Genomic DNA, 23,054 nt, shown 5'->3' with positions numbered 1-23,054 from the left:
CAGGCGCTTGCGATCGATCTTGCCGTTGGGGGTCAGCGGCAACTGCGCCAGCCACAGGCGGTGGGTCGGCACCATGTAATCCGGCAGGGTTGCGCCCAGCCAGTTGCCGAGGGTTTGCTGCAGTTCTGCCTGTAGTTCGGCACCGGCGTCGATGATCGCCGGATCGCTCGGCACCAGATAGGCAATCAGTTGCTGACTGCCCGACACTTCGCTGGCCACGACCACCGCTTCACGCACGGCGGCATGCACCACCAGTCGTGCTTCGATTTCGCCCAGTTCGATACGCAAGCCGCGAATTTTTACCTGATGGTCGATGCGGCCCATGTACTCCAGTTCCCCCGCTTCACGCTCACGTATCAGGTCGCCGGTGCGATACATGCGCTCGCCGTTGCTGACGAAAGGATTCGGTACGAAGCGCTCGGCGGTCATCGCCGCCCGCCCCAGATAACCGCGCGTGATGCCGGCGCCGGACAGGTACAGCTCGGCCGAAACGCCCTGCGGCACCGCGTGCAGATCGGCATCCAGCAGATGGCTGGCGCTGTGCTCGAGCGCGCGCCCGATCCGCGCCTGACCACCGGAACTGCGGCGGGTCCAGGTCGAATAGGTGGTGTCTTCCGACGGGCCGTACAGGTCGTAGACGTGCTCGACGGTCGACGGTTGATACAGCGCCTCCACCAGGGCTTGTTTCAGCGGTTCACCCGCCAGGTTGATGATGCGCACGCCCGGCGGAATCTGCCCGGTGCGCTGCAGTGCGGCAATCGCCGACGGCACGGTATTGATCAGGCGCACCTGGTCGCGGGCCGGCAGTTGCGGCAGCTCCAGTGCATTGCGCGCGATGATCAGCGAGCCACCGTTGGCCAAGGTGACAAACAGCTCCCACACCGACAGGTCGAAGCACACCGAAGTCGAGGCCAGTACGCCTTGAATGTCATCGCGGCTGTAGACCTTGGCCGACCAGTCGATCAGCGCCATGACGTTGCGATGGGCAATCGCCACGCCCTTTGGTTTGCCGGTAGAACCGGAGGTGTAGATCACGTAAGCGAGGTTGTCTGGCTGCACGTTGGTGTGTGGTGTGACAGCCGAATAACCGCTCAGCGACAGCTGATCCAACAGCAGCACTTGCGTATCGCCCGGCACGCTCAGGGTCGTGGCAACAGCCTGCTCGGTGAGCAGCACCCGCGCCCGGCTGTCTTCCAGCATGTAAGCGACGCGATCCGCCGGGTAGTCCGGGTCCAGCGGCACATAGGCGCCACCGGCCTTGAGCACCGCGAGCAAGGCGACCAGCAACTGCTCGGAGCGCGGCATCGCCACGCCCACTCGCACTTCCGGGCCGACACCCAGCTCGATCAGCGTGTGCGCCAGACGGTTGGCCTGCGCGTCCAGTTCGGCGTAGGTCAGTTGTGTATCGGCGAAGGTCACCGCCAAGGCATCCGGAGTCGCCGCCACTTGATGGGCGATGACCTGATGGATGCACCACTCGGTGGCGAAATCGCTGTTCACCTGCGGGCTGTGTTCGATCAGGTTCAGCTCGCTGAGCGAACGTTCACCCGACTCGCTCATCTGCCCGAGCAAGCGCTGCAAGTACGCCCCCAACTGCACCACGCTGTGCGCGGCAAAGCTTTCGCACTGGTAGCTGAAGTGCATCGACAGCTCGTCGCTCAGGTGCACCAGCAGGGTCAGCGGGTAGTTGGTCTGCTCATGATTGTGGATTTCGCCGAAGCGCAGTTCTTGTGGTGCGCCCTGCGCCAGTGCTTCGGATACCGGGTAGTTTTCGAACACCAGAATATTGTCGAACAGCGCTTCACCATTGCGCGCCGCCCAGCGCTGAATGTCGAACAGCGGGGTGTGCTCATGCTCACGCAAGGCCAGGTTCTGCGCCTGCACACGCTGCAACCACTCGCCAACGCTTGAAGGCGAGTGCGGGCTGGCGATGACTGGCAAGGTGTTGATGAACAGACCGATCTGCTGCTCGACCCCTTTGAGCTCGGCTGGACGCCCCGCGACCGTGGCGCCGAACGCCACGCACTGCTGACCGGTCAGGCGCTGCAACAGCAGCAACCATGCCGCCTGAATCAGAGTGTTGAGGGTAACTTTCTGCTGCCGCGCGAACTCGCCCAGACGGCGGGTCTGTTCGGCATCAAGCACGCAGAAATGTTCACCGTGGCCGTCGCGCGGTGCATCGCCGTGTTGCGCCTGCAACGCTTGCGCCAGCAGGGTCGGCGCTTGCAGGTCAGCCAGTTGCGCGGTCCAGTAACGCTCGCTGGCCTGCACGTCCTGACGCTGCAGCCATTCGATGTAATCGCGATAACGCCCGGCCAGTGGCGGCTGGGCAACCCCGCTGTAACGCTGCAGAACTTCGCCGAGCAACTGCGAGTTGCTCCAGCCGTCCATCAGGATGTGGTGGTTGGTGTAGATCAAGTGGCAGCGCTGCTCGTCCAGACGCACCACGACCATGCGCAATAGCGGCCCCTGGCTCAGGTCGAAACCTTGCGCCTGTTCGGCAGCCGCCAGTGCATTCAGATCACTCTGACAATCGTCACGATTGCGCCAGTCGAGTACGCGGAACGGCATGTCCAGTTGCTTGTGCACCACCTGCACCGGACGCGCCAGTTCACCCTGCCAGACAAAACTGCTGCGCAGGATGTCGTGGTTGTCCACCGCCGCTTGCCAGGCTTGCTGGAAGCGTTGCGGGTCGAGGCCTTCGACATCGAGCCGGACCTGGTTGATGTAATCGCCGGTGGCCTGCTCGTAGAGGCTGTGGAACAACATGCCCTGCTGCATCGCCGACAGCGGATACACATCGGCGACCTGCCGCGGCGGCAGCGGGAACTGATCGAGCTGAGCCTGCGTCAGGCCGGCCAACGGGAAGTCCGAAGGGGTCAGGCCTTCGACGCCCGGGGTCAGGCAATGGCTGATCAACGCCGCCAGTTCCTCGGCGTAATCTTCGGCCAGGGCTTCGATCACCGCGCCGTCGAAGCGCTCGCTGCTGAACGTCCAGCCCACCCGCAGCTCACCGCCATACACCTGACCGTTGAGGGTCAACCAGTTGCCCAGCGGCGCGTCCGGGCTCTGATCGAGGCCGGCATTGTCCGGCGACGGCACGAACAGCGCAGCCTCGTCACCGGCGAAACTGCCGTCGAACTGCCCGAGGTAGTTGAAGGTGATGCGCGGGCTCGGCAAGGCCCGCAGGCTCTGCTGTGCCTGGGCATCGCCAAGGTGGCGCAAGGCGCCGAAACCGATGCCCTTGTTGGGGATCGAGCGCAGTTGTTCCTTGATCTGCTTGATCGACTCGCCCAGCGTTTGCGCCGGCATCAGGCGCACCGGGAACAGGCTGGTGAACCAGCCCACCGTGCGGGTCAGATCGACACCGTCGAACAGTTCTTCGCGACCATGGCCTTCGAGCTGAATCAGCGTCGACGCCTGCCCGCTCCAACGCCCAATGACCCGCGCCAGCGCCGTCAGCAGCAGATCGTTGACCTGCGTGCGGTAAGCCGCCGGGGCCTCTTGCAGCAGCTGTCGAGTCAGCTCGGCGCCGAGTCGGGTCTGCACGGTGCGGGCCAGACGATTGTCCTGGCTGGCGTCAACGCGCTGGCACGGCAGATCGGTACTCACATCGCTCAGGCTGGCCTGCCACCAGGCCAGCTCTGCCTGCAACGCCGGGCTGTTGGCGTAACGCTGCAAGTGCTCGCCCCAGTCCTTGAAGGCACTGGTTCTGGACGGCAGGCTCAACGGCTGATCGTCGAGCAGTTGCTGATAAGCGTTTTGCAGGTCTTCCAGCAGAATCCGCCACGACACGCCGTCCACCGCCAGGTGGTGAATCACCAACTGCAGGCGCTGCGTGCCATCGGCCAGATTCGCCAGCACCGCACGCAGCAACGGCCCGTCTTGCAGGTCGAGGCTGCACTGAGCGCGGTTACCCAGGGCTTCAAGGGCGGCGGCATCGGCGACGTTTTCCTGCCAGAGCAAGTTCTGCGGCGACTCTTCGACCGCGCGGTGCTCGGCCTGCCACACACCGTCGCGCTGAGTGAAGCTCAGGCGCAGGGCATCGTGATGGGCCACCAGTGCGCGCAACACCTGCTCGACCTTGTCGGCGTCCAGCGCCTGACGCGGTTGCAGCAGCACCGACTGGTTCCAGTGGTGACGTTGAGGAATCTCGTCGGCGAAGAACTGCTGCTGGATCGGCAGCAGCAACGCTGCACCGCTCGCGGCTTGCTGATCAATCGTCGACTCGTCGCCACCCAGTTGCGCGACCAGCGCCAGGCGCTGCACGGTCTGGTGCTGGAACAGGTCTTTGGGATTGAGGCGAATACCGGCCTGACGGGCGCGGCTGACCACCTGAATCGAGATGATCGAGTCGCCGCCCAATTCAAAGAAGTTGTCGTTGATGCCGACTTGCGGCAGCTTCAGCACCTCTTGCCAGATTGCGACCAGACGCTGCTCCATCACGCTTTGCGGCGCCTGATAGGCCTGCTGGGCCTGGCTGGCGTCCGGCGACGGCAAGGCGTTGCGGTTGAGTTTGCCGTTGGCGGTCAACGGCAATTGCGCCAGCAGCAACAGGTGTGCCGGGACCATGTGATCCGGCAGGTTGGCCTTGAGTTCAGCGCGCACGCTGTCGCGCCACAACGCTTGTTCGGCCGGGCTTGCGTCGAGCAGCGCGGCATCGTTCGGGACCAGATACGCCACCAGTTGCTGACCGCTGAGACCCGGTTGCGCCAGCACTGCGGCCTGGCGCACCGCTGCCTGCTCCAACAGTTGCGCTTCGATCTCGCCGAGTTCGATACGGAAACCGCGAATCTTCACCTGATGGTCGATGCGCCCGATGTATTCGATCACGCCGTCGGCGCAGTAGCGCGCCAGGTCACCGGTACGGTACAGACGCCCGCCATCGGCGGCGAACGGGTCGGGAATGAAACGCAGGGTGGTCAGATCCGCGCGGTTCAGATAACCGCGAGCCAGGCCAGCGCGACCGACGTACAACTCACCGATGCAACCTTTGGCGACCGGATTCAGATCGCCGTCGAGCAAGTACCAGGACAGGTCGGGGATTGGCTCGCCGATCGGACTGCTGGCCTCACGCTGCAAATCGGCCATCGACAACGGCCGGTAGGTCACGTGTACGGTGGTTTCGGTGATGCCGTACATGTTGATCAGTTGCGGTGCCTGATCGCCGAAACGTTCGAACCACGGACGCAGGCTCTTGACCTCCAGCGCCTCGCCGCCGAACACCACGTAGCGCAGCGCCAGTTGTTGCGCCGCTTGCTGCGGGGCACACGCCACTTGCATCAATTGCTTGAACGCCGACGGCGTCTGGTTGAGCACGGTGATGCCTTCGCGGCAAAGCAAGGCGAAGAAATCTTCCGGCGCACGGCTGACCTCGTAAGGCACCACCAGCAGTTTGCCGCCGTACAGCAGCGCACCGAAAATCTCCCACACCGAGAAGTCGAAGGCGTAGGAATGGAACAGGCTCCAGACATCCGTCGCGCTGAAACCGAACCACGCGTCGGTGGCCTCGAACAGGCGCAACACGTTGCGATGGGCCAGCAACGTGCCCTTCGGCTGCCCGGTGGAGCCGGAGGTGTAAATCACGTAAGCCAGGTTGTCCGGGCTCATGCACACTTGCGGATTACTGTCGCTGTAGCCTTCGAGGCCGTCACGCTCCTGATCGAGCATCAGGCTGCGCAGCGAATCCGGCACCGGCAGACGCCCGAGCAGATGGCTCTGGGTCAGCAGCAGCGCGATGCCGCTGTCGCCAATCATGTAGCTCAGGCGTTCTTCCGGGTACGTCGGGTCCAGCGGCACATAGGCGCCGCCGGCCTTGAGAATCGCCAGCAGGCCGACCAGCATGTCGAGGCTGCGCTCCACCGCCAGACCGACGCGCACGTCCGGGCCGACACCGCTGGCAATCAGCTTGTGGGCCAACTGATTGGCGCGGCTGTTGAGTTCGCCGTAGCTCAGGGTCTGCCCGGCATAGCCCACGGCAATCGCTCGCGGTGCGCGGGCGGCTTGTTGTTCGATCCGTTGATGCAGGCACTGCTCGCTCGGGAAATCGCTGACGGCCGGGGTCCATTGCCGCAGCGTCGCCGCGCGTTCGGCGGCGTCGTGCAGCGGCAGTTCGGCGATGCGCTGAGCGCTGTCGGCGACGATGCCTTGCAGCAGATTCGTCCAGTGCTGCGACAGCCGTTCGATGGTCGGGGTGTCGAACAGGTCAGTGGCATACGTCAGCTCGGCCCAGACATTGTCAGTCGACTCAAAGGTGTTCAGGGTCAGGTCGAACTGCGCGGTACTGGACGCCCAAGGCAAGCCTTCAATCGCCAGTTTCGGCAGACGCGTGGCACCTTGTGCCTGACGCACCTGGCTCTGGTGATTGTGCATCACCTGGAACAGCGGGCTGTGGCTGAGGCTGCGTTCCGGTTGCAGCGCGTCGACCAATTGCTCGAACGGCAGATCCTGATGGGCCTGGGCGCCGAGCACGGTGCCTTGCACTTGCTGCAGCAGGCTGCGGAATGTCTGCTGACTGTCGAACTCGGCCTTCAACACCTGGGTGTTGACGAAGAAACCGATCAGGCCTTCGGTCTCGACCCGGTTGCGGTTGGCCACCGGCACACCGACACGGATGTCGGCCTGACCGCTGTAACGGTGCAGCAAGGTCTGGAACGACGCCAGCAACAGCGCAAACAGCGTGACGTTCTCGCGCTGCGCCAGTTGCTTGAGCGCGGTGGCCAGTTCGACGCTCAGCGGAATATCACGACGGGCACCACGATAGCTTTGCTCGGGTGGGCGCGGACGATCCGTCGGTAACTCCAGCAACGGTTGATCGCCATCGCCGAGTTGTGCGGTCCAGTAGCTCAGCTGACGCTCGCGTTCCCCCGCCGCCATCCAGTGCTTTTGCCACACCGCGTAGTCGGCGTATTGCACCGGCAGCGCCGGCAATTGCACGCTCTGGCCCTGGCTGTACGCGGCATACAACGCCACCAGCTCATCAACCATGACATTCATCGACCAGCCATCGGCGACGATGTGGTGCAGGGTGATGACCAGCGCGTGGTCATCGGCCGCCAGACGCAGCAGCTTGACCCGCAACAGCGGGCCTTGCTGCAGATTGAACAGGTGCAGGGTTTCTGCGCCGACCAGCGCTTGCAACGCGGTCTCGCCGAGATCTGCCGCCACGTCCTGCACTTGCAGATCGAGCGTGCCGTGAGCCTGAATCACTTGCAGAGTCTGGCCCTGCTGTTCGACGAAGCAGGTGCGCAGGGATTCGTGGCGCTCGATCAGCGCGTCGAAGCTGCGCTGCAGCGCCGGCAGATCCAGCTCACCGCGCAGACGCAACGCCGCCGGTACGTGATAAGCGGTACTGGTCGGTTCCAGTTGCCAGAGGAACCATTGGCGTTCCTGGGCATAGGACAGCGCCAGCGGTTGCAGGCGTGGCAACGCGACAATCGGTGGCTCCTGAGGCGCCTGCTCAACACCCAGCGCGGCGACAAAGTCTTCCAGCGTGCTGTGTTCGAACAACGTGCGCAGCGGCACCTGAACGTTCAGCGCCTGACGCACGCGCGAGACCACTTGCGTGACCAGCAACGAGTGCCCGCCCAGTTCAAAGAAGTTATCGCTCAGGCCCACGCGATCGAGCTTGAGCACCGCTTGCCAGATCTCGGCAACGCTGTGCTGAGTGGCGGTTTGCGGCGCGAGGTAAGTTGATTGCAGCTGGCTGGCGTCGGGTGCCGGCAAAGCTTTGCGGTCGACTTTGCCGTTGGGCGTCAGCGGCAGTTGCGCGAGGAACAACAAGTGCGCCGGCACCATGTATTCCGGCAGCTCGGCCTTGAGACTGGCTTTCAATGCGGCGCGTAGTTCGACTTCATCAATATCGTCGGCGGTCGGTACCACATAGCCAACCAGTTGCGGGCCAGTCGGGCCATCCTGCGCAACCACCACAGTTTCGCGCACGCTAGCGAGGGCGAGCAAACGCGCTTCGATCTCACCGAGTTCAATCCGCAAACCACGGATTTTCACCTGATGGTCGATCCGCCCGATGTACTCGATCACGCCTTCGGCACGGTAGCGGGTCAGGTCGCCGGTGCGGTACAGCCGTGCGCCGGTTTTCGAGAATGGATCCGGGACAAAACGTTCAGCCGTCAGGCCTGGACGCTGGAAGTAACCCCGGGCCAGGCCGTCACCACCGATCAGCAGCTCCCCCGGGGCGCCGAGCGGATTGAGCTCAAGGTCGCTGCCGAGGATGTACAACGCGGTGTTGTCGATGGGCGTGCCGAGGAATGGACGACTGTTGTCTGCACTCAAGGCGTGCTGCGCCGACCAGATGGTGGTTTCGGTCGGGCCGTAGAGGTTCCACACGCTCGGCGTCAGTGCCAGCATGCGATTGGCCAGTTCTTGCGGCAACGCTTCACCGCCACAAAGGAACGTGCGGCCATTGAGAATCGCCGCGTGCTCGTTGTCCAGCAGCATGCGCCAGGTCGATGGCGTAGCTTGCAGCACAGTCACGGCATGACGCTCGATCAGTTCGAGCACCGCTTGCGGGTCTTGATGCACATCCTTGCCGGTCAGCACCACACAGGCGCCGGCCAGCAACGGGCCGTAGATTTCCAGGCCGAAAATATCGAACGAGAACGTGGTCAGCGACAGCACGCGATCGGTGGCCACGATGCCCGGCTGCTTGATCATGCTCGCGACAAAGTTGCTCAGCGCCGCGTGGCGCACCATCACGCCTTTGGGTTTGCCGGTGGAACCGGAGGTGTAGATCGTGTACGCCAGATGCTCACCGTTGACGGCAACGTCCGGCGCGGTCGGTGGATAAGCCGCCAGCCAGTCGTGAGGTTGATCGAGCAACAGGCTTTGCACGCCCGCCGGAATCGGCAGCTGCGCCTGCAAATGGCTCTGGGTCAGCAGCAATTGCAGGCCGCTGTCCTCGATCATGTAGGCCAGGCGATCTTGCGGATACGCCGGGTCCAGCGGCACATAAGCACCACCGGCCTTGAGGATCGCCAGCAGGCCGACGATCATTTCCACGCTGCGCTCGACGGCGATGCCGACCCGTTGATCCGGGCCGACACCGGCCTCGATCAGCTTGTGCGCCAGTTGACTGGAGCGCTCATCCAGCTCGCCGTAGCTGAGCACGTCTTCGCCGATGATCAGTGCAGTGGCCTGCGGTGTTTGCTGCGCACGCCTGGAGAAATCCTGCTGCACGCATTCGGCTTGCGCAGTGCGCTCGGCGATGCGCAACCAGTCCTGCAACAGCACGCCGTGTTCGGCGCTTTCCAGCAACGGCAATTCGCCGACGCGCTGGCTCGGTGCGGCGACGATGCCGCGCAGCAGGTTCTGCCAGTGACGCGCCAGGCGCTCGACGGTTTCAGCTTTGAAAAGATCGGTGGCGTAGGTCAGCTCGGCGGCAAAGCCGTCGCTGGATTCGTAGGTATTGAGCGTCAGGTCGAACTGCGCGGTGCGCCCTTCCCACTGCACATCCTCGACACTCAGCTGCGGCAACTGCGCCGCGCTGCGCCCCTGATCACGGCTGGTCTGGTGGTTGAACATCACCTGGAACACCGGGCTGTGGCTCAGGCTGCGCTCAGGTTGCAGGGCTTCGATCAGTTGCTCGAACGGCAGATCCTGATGCGCCTGCGCGGCCATCGCCGCCTGCTTGACCTGAGCCAGCAACTGGTTGAACGGCAGTTGCCCGCTGACCTCGGCATTCAGCACTTGAGTGTTGACGAAGAAGCCGATCAGGCCTTCGGTCTCGACCCGGTTGCGGTTGGCCGTCGGCACCCCGACGCGAATCTGCGCCTGACCGCTGTAGCGATGCAGCAACGCCTGGAACGACGCCAGCAACAGCATGAACAGGCTCGCACCTTCGCGCTGCGCCAGTTGTTTGAGGGCGTCACCGAGGTCTGCCGGCAGGTTCAGTTCCAGCCGCGCACCGCGCAGGCTTTGCACCGCCGGGCGCGGGAAATCGATCGGCAGCTCCAGCACCGGCTGCTCGCCGCCCAGGGTCTTGACCCAGTAGGCCAACTGGCGCTCACGCTCGCCCGCTTCCAGCCAGTGCCGCTGCCAGATCGCGTAGTCGGCGTATTGCACCTCCAGCTCCGGCAGGCTCAGCGGCTGCCCGGCGGTCTCGGCGGCGTAATGCTGGATCAGCTCGTTGACCAGGACTTTGATCGACCAGCCATCAGAGATGATGTGGTGCTGGATCAGCACCAGCACATGATCGTCATCCGCGACGTTGAGCAGCGCCACCCGCAGCAGCGGGCCCTGCTGCAAATTGAACGGGCGCGTCGTTTCGCTTTCGACGAACGCCTTGATCGCGGCGTCTTCACCGGTGGCATCGAGGCCCGCCGGCAGCGATGCCAAGGTGATGGTCAGCGGCAACTGCGGGTGAATCACCTGGCAAAAGCTTTCACCCTGCTCAGCGAAAGTGGTGCGCAGGCTTTCATGGCGCGCCGCCACCGCATTGAAGCTGCGTTCCAGCGCTGGCGCATCCAGCCGCCCCTTGAGACGCAAGGCGCTGGGGATGTGATACGCGGTGCTGTGCGGGTCCATTTGCCAGAGGAACAGTTGACGTTCCTGAGCGTACGACAGAGGAATCGCCGCAAACCCGGAGCGTGTTTCCGGGATCGGCAGGTTAGCCGGAGAGACACCCTCTTCGAGCATCTTTTCCAGGTACAGCTTACGTTTGTCCAGCGGCAGAGTGATAAAGCGCTTGGCTACCCTCAAAGCAACACTCTTGTCCATCAGACTTCCTCCATATCGTCAAGCAGGGCTTCCAGCTTGCTCAGTTTCTGTTCGTTGATTGCCCCGCCTCCTGTATCGAGTCGAGCGACAAAGTCGCTCAGGACGGGGTGCTGGAATAACAGTTGCGGGGTCAGCGTCAGGCCCAGTTCAAGGGCCATGCGCGACACCACGTTGACCGCCAGCAGCGAGTGCCCGCCGAGTTCGAAGAAGTGATCGTTGAGACCGATGCGTTGCACTTCGAGCACTTGCTGCCAAATCGCCGCGACCTGCTGCTCAAGCTCACTGTGCGGCGCGACATAGGCGGCCTGCATCTGGCTGGCATCGACCGCCGGCAGGGCCTTGCGGTCGAGTTTGCCGTTGGGGGTCAGTGGCAACTGCTCAAGGAACAGCAGGTGCGCGGGAATCATGTAGTCAGGTAACGAAGACTTGAGGCCAGTCTTTAGTCCGTCGCGCAGTTGGCGCTGCGCGTCGCCGTCGTGCATGTCCAGTTGCGGAGCGACCACATACGCCACCAGTTGCGCGCCGGTGTCGCTTTCGACGGCCAGCACCGCCGCTTCGGTGACTGCCGGTTGCGCGAGCAATCGCGCCTCGATCTCCCCCAGTTCGATGCGGAATCCACGAATTTTCACCTGATGGTCGATGCGGCCCATGTACTCCAGTTCGCCCGCTTCGCGCTCACGAATCAGGTCGCCGGTGCGGTACATGCGCTCGCCGTTGTCGACGAAAGGATTCGGCACGAAGCGCTCGGCGGTCATCGCCGCACGGCCCAGATAACCGCGCGTGATGCCAGCGCCGGACAGGTACAGCTCTGCCGACACCCCATGCGGCACCGCTTGCAGATCGGCGTCGAGCAAATGACTGACGCTGTGATCGAGGGCACGCCCGATCCGCGCCTGACCACCGGCACTGCGGCGGGTCCAGGTCGAGTAAGTGGTGTCTTCCGACGGGCCGTACAGGTCGTAGACGTGCTCGACGGTCGACGATTGATACAGCGCCTCCACCAGGGCTTGTTTCAGCGGTTCACCCGCCAGGTTGATGATGCGCACGCCCGGCGGAATCTGCCCGGTGCGCTGCAGTGCGGCAATCGCCGACGGCACGGTATTGATCAGGCGCACCTGGTCGCGGGCCGGCAGTTGCGGCAGCTCCAGTGCATTGCGCGCGATGATCAGCGAGCCACCGTTGGCCAAGGTGACAAACAGCTCCCACACCGACAGGTCGAAGCACACCGAAGTCGAGGCCAACACGCCTTGAATGTCATCGCGGCTGTAGACCTTGGCCGACCAGTCGATCAGCGCCATGACGTTGCGATGGGCAATCGCCACGCCCTTTGGTTTGCCGGTAGAACCGGAGGTGTAGATCACGTAAGCGAGGTTGTCTGGCTGCACGTTGGTGTGTGGTGTGACAGCCGAATAACCGCTCAGCGACAGCTGATCCAACAGCAGCACTTGCGTATCGCCCGGCACGCTCAGGGTCGTGGCAACAGCCTGCTCGGTGAGCAGCACCCGCGCCCGGCTGTCTTCCAGCATGTAAGCGACGCGATCCGCCGGGTAGTCCGGGTCCAGCGGCACATAGGCGCCACCGGCCTTGAGCACCGCGAGCAAGGCGACCAGCAACTGCTCGGAACGCGGCATCGCCACGCCCACTCGCACTTCCGGGCCGACACCCAGCTCAACCAGTTTGTGCGCCAGACGGTTGGCCTGCGCGTCCAGTTCGGCGTAGGTCAGTTGTGTATCGACGAAGGTCACCGCCAAGGCATCCGGAGTTGCCGCCACTTGATGGGCGATGGCCTGATGGATGCACCACTCGGTGGCGAAATCGCTGTTCACCTGCGGGCTGTGTTCGATCAGGTTCAGCTCGCTCAGCGTGCGCTCGCCGGCATCCGCCATCTGGCTCAGCAGACGCTGCAGGTGCGCGCCCAACTGCGCCACGCTGGCCGACGCGAAGCTGTCACGCTGATAACTGAAATGCACCGACAGTTGCGTGCCCATGTTGACCAGCAGGGTCAGCGGATAGTTGGTCTGCTCCTGATTGGCCACCGCGCCGAAGCGCAGACCTTGCGGTGCACCGCGCTCCAGTGCTTCGCCAATCGGGTAGTTCTCGAACACCATCAGGCTGTCGAACAGCGCGTCACCGCCCTGCCCGGCCCAGCGCTGAATGTCCGCCAGCGGCGTGTGTTCAAACTCACGCGAGGCGAGGTTCTGCGCCTGCACCGCTTGCAGCCAGGCGACCACGCTCTGCTGCGCGGGCGGCGCGGCAACCACCGGCAGCGTGTTGATGAACAGGCCGATCTGCGCCTCGGCACCCGGCAGATCCGCCGGGCGCCCGGCGACGGTGGCGCCGAACGCCACGCAATCCTTACCGGTATAGCGCTGCAACAGCAGTAGCCACGCCGCTTGCACCACGGTGTTGACGGTGACTTTCGCGGCCCGGGCAAACTCGCCCAGGCGCTGGCTCAGCTTGGCGTCCAGCACCTGGTAATGATCGCCATAACCCACGCTCGGCAAACCGGCGTGCGGCCGCGCGATGGCATTGGCCAGGCGCGTCGGTTCTTGCAGATTGCCCAGCGTCGCCAGCCAGTAGGCTTCAGCCGCCGCGCCATCCTGACGCTGCAGCCAAGCGATGTAATCACGGTAGCGACCCGCGCCACGGGCGACCGCTTCGCCGCTGTAGTGCTGCAACACTTCGCCGAGCAACTGCGCGCTGCTCCAGCCGTCCATCAGGATGTGATGGTTGGTGTAGATCAAGTGATGACGATCGGCTGCGGTGCGCACCAGCACCAGACGCATCAGCGGCGCGCAGCTCAGGTCCAGACCCAGTGCGCGCTCCTCATCGGCGAGGGTTTGCAGGGCGGCATCAAGATCAGTCCTGCCGTGCCAGTCGAGCACGCTGAACGGCACCTCGACCTGACGTTGCACCACTTGCACCGGTTGCGGCAGGTCACCCTGCCAGAAGAACCCGGTACGCAGAATGTCGTGGGCATCCACCACCGCTTGCCACGCGGCGCGGAAGCGCTGCGGCTCGACGCCCTCGACGTCCAGACGCATCTGGTTGATGTAGTCGCCATTGCCATGTTCGAGCAGGGTATGGAAAAGCATGCCCTGCTGCATCGGCGACAGCGGGTAGATGTCATCGATGCCTTGCGGCTCAAGCACCAGCGCATCCAGTTGCGCTTGCGACAGTTGCGCCAGCGGGAAGTCCGACGGCGTCACACCACGGTTGGCACTGTCGCAACAGTGACCGATCAGTGCAGTCAGTTCCTGCAGATAGTCGTCGGCCAGTCGCTGGATGGTGGCGGCGTCGAACATCGCGCCGCTGTAGGTCCAGCTCAGGTCCAGCTCGCCGCCGAAGACCTTGCCGTTGAGCGCCAGCGGGTTGCCCAGCGGGCCTTGCATATTGACCTCTGCGCCGCCGGACTCGCCGGTCGGCACGAACAAGGCGTCGCTGGCGGCGTCGAAACTGCCGTCGAACTGGCCGAGGTAGTTGAAGGTCAGGCGCGGCGCCGGCAAGGCTTGCAGGGTGGCACGCGCCGGCTCATCACCAAGGTGTGCGAGCGCGCCGAAGCCGATGCCTTTGTTGGGGATCGCCCGCAGCTGTTCCTTGATCTGCTTGAGCGACGCGCCGAGTTCGGCGGCCGGTGCCAGCCGAGCCGGGAATACGCTGGTGAACCAGCCCACTGTGCGGGTCAGGTCGAGGTGTTCGAACAGGTCTTCACGACCATGGCCCTCAAGCAACACCAGTGCATTGTCGTCCCCGGTCCAGCGCACCAGCACCCGCGCCAGCGCGGTCAGCAACAGGTCGTTGACCTGCGTACGATAAGCCTGTGGCGCATCCTGCAAGAGTTGACGGGTCAGGGCCTTGTCCAGTTTGCTACGGATCGTCAGCGCCTGATCGTGTTGCTGCCCACCGTTCGGATGGTCGTAAGGCAAGGCCGCCGAAGCGCCCTGCAACTGCTGCTGCCAGAAGCCCAGTTCGGCCTGCAATGCAGGCGTGGTGGCGTAGTCCTGCAACGCAGCCGCCCAAGCTTTGACCGCACTGGTTTTCGCCGGCAATTGCACGGGCTTACCTGCGAGGAGCTGGCGATAGGCGTTGTGCAGATCTTCGAACAGAATCCGCCACGACACGCCATCGACCACCAGGTGATGGACGATCAGCAGCAGGCGCTGACTGCCATCAGCCAGGTTCGCCAGCACCGCACGGATCAGCGAACCGCCGCTCAGTTGCAGGCTGCGCTGAGCCTTGTCGCCCAGCGTTTCAAGGGCTGCGAGGTCAGCGACCTCGACCTGCCAAAGGATGGTTTCCCCCGCTTGGGTGTCGACGTCGCGGTAGTGCGCCGACCAACCCGCAGCCTGCTCGACAAAGTCCAGACGCAAACTGTCGTGCTGAACGACCAACGCATCCAGCGCTTGCTCCAGTACCTGAGCGTCCAACGCCTGCATCGGCTTGAGCATCACCGACTGGTTCCAGTGGTGACGGTCGGGAATCGCCTCGGCGAAAAATGCCTGATGAATCGGCAGCAGCGCGGTTTCGCCGGCTTGCGCTTGCTGATCGATTGGCTGCACCGCCTCGCCGGTCTGCGCGACTGCGGCCAGTGCCTGAATGGTCTGGTGCTGGAACAGGTCTTTAGGCGTGAAGCGAATCCCGGCCTGACGGGCCCGGCTGACCACCTGAATCGAGATGATCGAGTCGCCGCCCAGCTCGAAGAAGTTATCGCTGACGCCGACTTGCTCAAGTTTGAGCACGTCTTGCCAAATCGCCGCCAGTTGCTGCTGCAGCGCAGTCTGTGGCGCGACGTAGGCCTGTTGCAGTTGGCTGACGTCCGGTTTCGGCAGGTTCTTGCGATCGAGCTTGCCGTTCGGCGTCAGCGGCATGCGCTCCAGACGCAGGACATACGCCGGCACCATGTGCGCCGGCAAGCTGGCCTTGAGCTGCGCGCGCAGGTCTTCGGTGAAGTCGGCACGGGCCGAATCGCCGACCACGTACGCCACCAGACGCTTGCCACTGCCGGCGCTGCCTTCCTGCGCCACGACCACCGCTTCACGCACGCCGTCGAGGGCTTGCAGCGCCGCTTCGACTTCGCCCAACTCGATACGGAAACCGCGGATTTTCACCTGATTGTCGATGCGATCCAGATAGTCGAACGTGCCGTCGACGCGCTGGCGCACCAGGTCGCCCGTGCGATAGAGCAAGCCGCCGTGCGCGCTGAACGGGTCGGCGACAAAGCGCTCGGCGGTCAGCCCCGGACGGTTCAGATAACCCCGAGCCAGACCGGTACCACCGAGGTACAACTCACCGGCCATGCCTTGCGGCAACAGGTTCAGATCGGCGTCGAGTACATAGGCGCTGCGGTCGCCGATACGGCTGCCGATCGGCGCGTAGGCGGCGCCGCATGGCACCTCGCGACCGGCCTTCCAGATCAGCGGAGTGACCACGGTTTCGGTCGGGCCGTAACCATTGATGATGTAGTCCGGGTCCAGCGCGCGTTTGACCCGCTCGAAACTGGCGTTCGGCACCGCATCGCCGCCGAAGCAATAGATCCGCACTTTCGGCGGGTTGCCGACACGCTCGGCGTGTTCGGCCAGTTGTTGCAGGTACACCGGCGGGAATGCGACGACGGTCACTCCGTGTTCGATCATGGCGTTGCAGGTCTGCTCCGGCGTCCACAGCGTGTCGTCACGAATCAGCAGCGAAGCACCGTGAGTCAGACTGGTCAGCCAGCGTTCGTGGGCGCCGTCGAAGGCGAACGACATGAAGTGGAATTCGCAGTCGCTGTCGCGCATTTCGTAGCGCTGACCGATGGCCTGGCAATGCATCGCCAACGGGCCGTGGGCAACGCTGACGCCTTTCGGATTACCGGTGGAACCGGAGGTGTAGATCACGTACGCGAGGTTGTGCGGATCGAGTTGCACCTGTGGCGCCTTGATCGGCAACTCGCGCAGGTCGAGACGATCCAGTTCCAGCAACGGCACCGACTCGGCCACCGGCAATTGCGCCGACACCGATGAATCGCAGAGCAACAGCGCCAGCCCCGAATCCTCGATCAGATAGGCCAGGCGTTCACGCGGGTAACTGGTGTCCAGCGGCACATAGGCACCGCCGGCCTTGAGCACCGCCAACAGCGCGACGATCACCGCTTCGCTGCGCGGCAGGGCCACCCCCACCCGGGTCTCGGCGCCGACGCCACGGGCGATCAGCGCGTGGGCCAGTTGATTGGCACGCTGCTCGATCTCGCCATAACTGAAGTGCTGACCGTTGAAAATCACCGCTGTGCGCTGCGGACGTTCGGCCGCCAGCGCGGCAATGCGCTGATGCACAGCGATGTTCACCGGGTACGGCTGCGGATGGTTTTCAGCTTGCTGGCGGGCATGCTCTTGCGCACTGGCCAGAGCGATTTCACCAAGGTTGCGCTCGGCCGACAGCGCAAACTGCTCAAGCAATTGCAGCAGGTGGGCACTGATGCCTTCGATCACTTCACCGGCAAACTGGCTGCGGTCGAAGCTGTAGTGCAGCGCCAGTTGCTGACCGAGGGTGACCGCCACGCTCAGGGCGTAGTGGGTCTGTTCAAGGTTGCCGACATCACCGAATGTCAGGCCTTGCCCGGCCTGGCTCAGCGCCTGGGCAATCGGGTAGTTTTCGAACACCAGAATGTTGTCGAACAGCGCTTCACCGCCCTGCCCGGCCCAGCGCTGGATGTCTGCCAGCGGCGTGTGTTCGAAGTCGCGCAGGCTGAGGTTTGGCGCCTGTACCGCTTGCAGCCATTGGCCAACGCTTTGGTCCGGACGCGGCACGCCGATGACCGGCAAAGTGTTGATGAACAGGCCGACTTGCTGCTCGATGCCCGGCAGATCCGCCGGACGCCCGGCCACGGTCGCACCGAACGCCACCGCGTCATGACCGGTGTAGCGTTGCAGCAACAGCAGCCACGCGGCTTGCACGAGGGTGTTGACGGTAACTTTCTGCTGCCGGGCAAACGCTTCCAGTGCTTGGGTGCGCGGCACGTCCAGTGTCAGGTAATGGTCGCCGTGGCCGCTGTCGCGTTCACCGCCCGTAGCCGCGCGAGCCAGTCGGGTCGGCTCTTGCAGCGCGGCCAACTGACCGTTCCAGAAGTCCTGACTGAGTTGAGTGTCCTGGCGTTGCAGCCAGGCGATGTAATCGCGGTAACGTCCGCCGCCATTGGCCGGCGTGCGACCGCTGTAGCGCTGCAACACTTCGCCAAGCAGCTGCGAGTTGCTCCAGCCGTCCATCAGAATGTGATGATGGGTGTAGATCAGGTGCCATTGCTCGGCAGCGGTTTGCACCAGCACCAGACGCAGCAACGGAGCATTGCTCAGGTCAAATCCTTGCTGGCGCTCGGCATCGGCCAACGCCGCGAGGGCTGCCGGCTGATCGTCACGCTGACGCCAGTCCAGCGTGGTGAACGGCAATTGCACCTGCTTGTGGACGATCTGCAGCGGCTGCGCCAGTTCGCCCTGCCAGACGAACCCGCTGCGCAGAATGTCCTGCGCATCGACGGTGGCCTGCCAGGCAGCGCGGAACCGCTCAGGGTCAAGGCCTTGCACGTCAACGCGCAACTGGTTGATGTACTCACCCGCGGCTTGTTCGTAGAGGGTGTGGAACAGCAAACCCTGCTGCATCGGCGACAGTGGATAGACATCATCCAGCTGACCGGCCGGCACCGGCAGCGCATCCAGTTGCGCCTGGGTCACGCGGGCCAGCGGGAAGTCCGACGGCGTCGCCTGCGCAGTTGCCAAGGTGCAGCAGTGTTCGATCAGCGCCTGCAGTTCAATGGCGTATTGATCGACCAGTTGCTGCACCGTGGCACTGTCGAACATTTCGCGGCTGAAGCCCCAGCTCATCGACAGCTCGCCGCCGTATACCTGACCTTCCACGGTCAGCCAGTTGCCCAAAGGCGCCGCCGGGTCCTGCGCCACACCGCTGGTTTCGACGGACGGCACGAACAGCGCCGCCTCGTCGAACTGGCGGTCGAACTGGCCCAGATAGTTGAAGGTGATGCGCGGCTGCGGCAACGCGGCCAGTTCGGCCCGTACCGACGGCGCGGCCAGATGCCGTAGCACGCCGTAACCCAGACCTTTGTCCGGCACTGCGCGCAGTTGCTCCTTGATCGTCTTGATTGACCCGTCGAGATCATCACGGGCCGTCAGGTTGACCGCGAACAGGCTGGTGAACCAGCCCACGGTGCGGGTCAGGTCGATGCCATCGAACAGGTCTTCGCGGCCATGCCCTTCCAGTTCGATCAGCGTGCCCGGCTGCTGGCTCCAGCCGCTGATGGTGCGCGCCAGTGCGGTGAGCAACAGATCATTGACCTGCGTGCGGTACGCAGCAGGTGCCTGTTGCAGCAACTGGCGGGTACGCTCGGTGTCGAGGCGCCATTCGATTTTCTCGCCATGCAGGTTGTGCAGGCTGCCATCGGCACGGTCGCACGGCAGATCCTTGGCGCCCTGATGCTGGGCTTTCCAATAGCCCAATTGGTCATCGAAGCGCGACGCTTCATTCGCCAGACGCGCGGTCCAGCTCTGGAACGCGGTGGTCTTGGCCGGCAACTGAATACCGCCACCCGCCGCGAGTTGCTCGTAAGCTTGCTGCAGATCTTCCAGCAGCACCCGCCAGGAAACACCATCGACCGCCAGGTGATGAATGATCAGCGCCAGTCGTTGCGAGCCGTCGGCCAAGTTCACCAGCAAGGCACGTAGCAACGGGCCGTTTTGCAGGTCGAGGCTGTGCTGAGCTTCGTTGCACAGCGCATTCAACTGCTCGGCAGACTCGGCGTCGCGTTGCCACAGCTCAGCGCCTGCCAGCAGCGGGCCGTGGCTTTGCTGCCAGCCTTCGGCACTCTCGACAAAGCGCAGACGCAAGGCGTCGTGGTGATTGATCAGGTGCGTCAGCGCGGCATCGAGCCACTGCGCGTGCAATGCCTCACGCGGGGTCAGCAGCAACGATTGGTTCCAGTGCTCACGCACCGGCATGGCCCGGCTGAAGAAATCTTGCTGGATCGGCCCGAGCACGGCGTCGCCGGTCACCGCCCCCTGATCCACCGAGGAAAGATTATCGTGGCTCGCGACCAGCGCCAGACTGCGCACGGTCTGGTACTGGAACAGGTCACGCGGGCTGATACGGATCCCGGCCTGCCGCGCACGGCTGACCACTTGAATCGAAATGATCGAATCGCCGCCCAGCTCGAAGAAGTTGTCCTCGAGGCCGACGCGTTCGAGGCCGAGCACAGCTTCCCAGATCGCCGCGAGGGCTTTCTGCATTGCATCCTGTGGCGCCACGAACGCCTGTTGTGGCGCGGCATCCGGTTGCGGCAATGCCTTGCGGTCGAGTTTGCCGTTGGCGGTGACCGGCAATTTGTCGAGGGTGATCAGGTAGGTCGGCACCATGAACTCCGGCAGGCTGCCGAGCAGCCACGCCTTGACGTCCTGCTGCCACTGTTCGTCTGCCTGCGGGTTTTCCAGGACCAGATAAGCCACCAGATGCTTGCCGCCTTGCACCAGCACCACCGCCTCACGCACCAGCGAGTGCTGCATCAGGCGGGTCTCGATTTCACCCAGCTCGATGCGCAGGCCGCGCAACTTCACCTGGTGGTCGAGACGACCGAGGTATTCGATCACCCCGTCGGCGCGCTGACGCACACGGTCGCCGGTGCGGTACAGGCGCGCGCCGTCATGGAACGGGCACGGCACAAAACGTTCGGCCGTCAGCGCCGGGCGCTGGTGATAACTGCGCGCCAGCCCGGCGCCGCCCAGATACAGTTCACCGGCCACGCCGCTCGGTACCGGCAGCAACTCGGCATCCAACACCAGGGTGCGCAGATTGGCGATTGGCCGGCCGATCGGCACGCTGTCCGCGCCTTCATCGACACAGGTCCAGTGGGTGACGTCGATGGCCGCCTCGGTGGGGCCGTACAAGTTGTAGAGGCCGGCGTTCGGCAGTTTGGCGAAGACTTGCAGCTGTGCATCCAGCGGCAATGCTTCACCGCTGCAGACAATGCGCTTGAGACCGCTGCAGCTTTCCACGCCCGTCTCGTGGATGAACGCCTGCAGCATCGACGGCACGAAGTGCAGCGTGCTGATGCCGTGGCGGTTGATGCTATCAATCAGTTGCAGCGGATCACGGTGTGCGCCCGGCGCGGCCACCACCAGCCGCGCGCCGGTCAGCAGCGGCCAGAAGAACTCCCACACCGACACGTCGAAACTGAACGGGGTTTTCTGCAACACCGAATCACTGGCATCCAGCGCATAAGCGTCCTGCATCCAGCACAGACGGTTGACCAGCGCCGCGTGACTGTTGCCGGCGCCCTTGGGTTTACCGGTGGAGCCCGAGGTGTAAATCACGTAGGCCAGGTTCAGCGAATCGACGCTGACGTCGGGACGGCTGTCGCTGTAACTGTCGAGCAGACCTGGCTGGTCCAGGGTGATGAGCTGCACGCCCTCAGTCGGCAGCGTTGCCAGCAGCGCCTGTTGCGTCAGCAACAAGCTGATGCCGCTGTCCTCGATCATGTAGGCCAGGCGTTCCTGCGGATACTCCGGGTCCAGCGGCACGTAGGCGCCGCCGGCCTTGAGAATCGCCAGCAGCGCGACGACCATTTCCACCGAACGCAGGGCGCAAACGCCGACCAGACTGTCCGCCTGCACACCCTGTTCGCGCAGCAGATGCGCCAGGCGATTGGCTCGGGCATCCAGTTCGGCGTAACTCAGGGTCTGCTCGCCGAACACCAGTGCCGGTGCCTGCGGCGTACGCGCGACCTGCGCTTCGATCAGTTGATGAATCGGCGTGTCGCTCGGGTACTGCGCGTGGACGTTGTTCCAGGCATGCACCAGCGTGTGCTGCTCGTCCGCCTCCAGCAGCGGCAACTCACCGATCCGCTGCGACTGATCAGCGACCATCGCAGACAACAGGCGCAGCCAGTGCCGCGCCATGCGCTCGATGGTCGGTGCATCGAACAGGTCGCTGGCGTAGGTCAGTGCGGCGTGCAGCTTGCCGCCCTTCTCCCAGGTGTCCAGCGTCAGGTCGAACTGGGTGGTGCGGCTCTGCCAGTCGAGGCTGTCGAGCAGCAGGCCGGATGCGGTGCTGATCGTGGCGATATCGGCCACTTGCGGCTGATGGTTGTACATCACCTGGAACAGCGGCGTGTGGCTGAGGCTGCGCTCCAGCTTCAGGGCCTCGACCAGTTGCTCGAACGGCAGATCCTGATGGGCCTGGGCACCCAGCGCGGTTTCCCTGATCGCGCGCAGCAGTTGGTCGACCCGGGTCTGGCCGTGCAGCTGCGTGCGCAGCACCTGGGTGTTGACGAAGAAACCGATCAGGCCCTCGATCTCGCCGCGATTGCGGTTGGCGATCGGCACGCCGACGCGCAGGTCGGTCTGCCCGGTATAACGGTGCAGCAGCGCATTGAAGGCACCGAGCAGGAGCATGAACACGGTGACCTGATGCTGTTGCGCAGTGCTGCGCAGTTGCTCGGCCAGTTGGCCGTCGACCGCGAACTCGTAACGGGTGCCGCGATAGCTCGGCATCGCCGGGCGCGAATGATCCAGTGGCAGCTCCAGCACCGGGTGCTCGTCGCCGAGTTGCGCCTGCCAGTAATCGAGCTGGCGCGCCTGCTCACCGGCTTCCAGCCAGCGCCGTTGCCACAGCGCATAGTCGCTGTACTGGATCGGCAGTGGCGGCAATTGCGGCGCCTGCCCTGCGTCGAAGGCGTCGTAGCAGCGAATGAATTCGTCGATCAAGACGTTCATCGACCAGCCATCGGACACGATGTGGTGCAGGGTCAGCAGCAGCACGTGTTCCTGCTCGGCGAGCTTGAGCAAGGTGACGCGCAACAACGGGCCGACCGCCAGATCAAATGGCAGCACCGACTGCTGTTCGGCCGCGTGAATCACCGCCTGTTCGCGCTCACTGGCCGACAGTGCGCTGAAGTCCTCCCGGGTAATCACCAACGGCGCCGTGGCCGGCACTTGCAGCAGGCTGTCATCGGCCTGGCGCTGGAACACCGTACGCAAGGTTTCGTGACGCGCCACCAGGCTGGCGAAGGCTTGCTCCAGTGCCACCAGGTTCAGTCGACCGTTGAGCCGCACCGCGCCGGGCAGATTGTAGGCGCCGCTCTGCGGATCAAGCTGCCACAAGAACCACATGCGTCGCTGTGCGTAAGACAGCGCCTGACGATCCTCGGCTTCGATGCCGGCAGGTATCGGGAAACGCGCGAAATCCACGCCCTCCTTTTGCAGGGCCGCGAGGAACATCTGGCGCTTTTCCAGGGGCAACCCGATAAACCGGCGAGCAAGTTTCAAGGAGTCTTCAGCATTCAT

The 23,054-nt window shown here is 64.0% G+C and carries 2 protein-coding genes (1 of these 2 cut by a window edge); both read right to left on the bottom strand.

Annotated features, from left to right (window positions below; translation table 11 throughout):
- On the bottom strand, positions 1–10,734 hold the 5' portion of the coding sequence (locus PseAD21_RS23985) for a non-ribosomal peptide synthetase (protein WP_102358287.1). 4,263 nt of this gene lie to the left of the window's left edge; the window shows 10,734 of its 14,997 coding nt (coding positions 1–10,734); it begins with the start codon at positions 10,732–10,734; the stop codon falls past the left edge of the window.
- Positions 10,734–23,054 (bottom strand): non-ribosomal peptide synthetase, encoded by a 12,321-nt coding sequence (locus PseAD21_RS23980; protein WP_102358286.1) that lies wholly within the window; start codon positions 23,052–23,054, stop codon positions 10,734–10,736. Before PseAD21_RS23980 ends, PseAD21_RS23985 begins: the two co-directional genes overlap by 1 nt.

This window comes from Pseudomonas sp. AD21 (assembly GCF_002878485.1).
In the GTDB taxonomy this organism is placed as follows: Bacteria; Pseudomonadota; Gammaproteobacteria; order Pseudomonadales; family Pseudomonadaceae; genus Aquipseudomonas.
The sequence above is the reverse complement of the archived record's forward strand: the minus strand, read 5'-3'. Positions and strand labels throughout refer to the sequence as shown.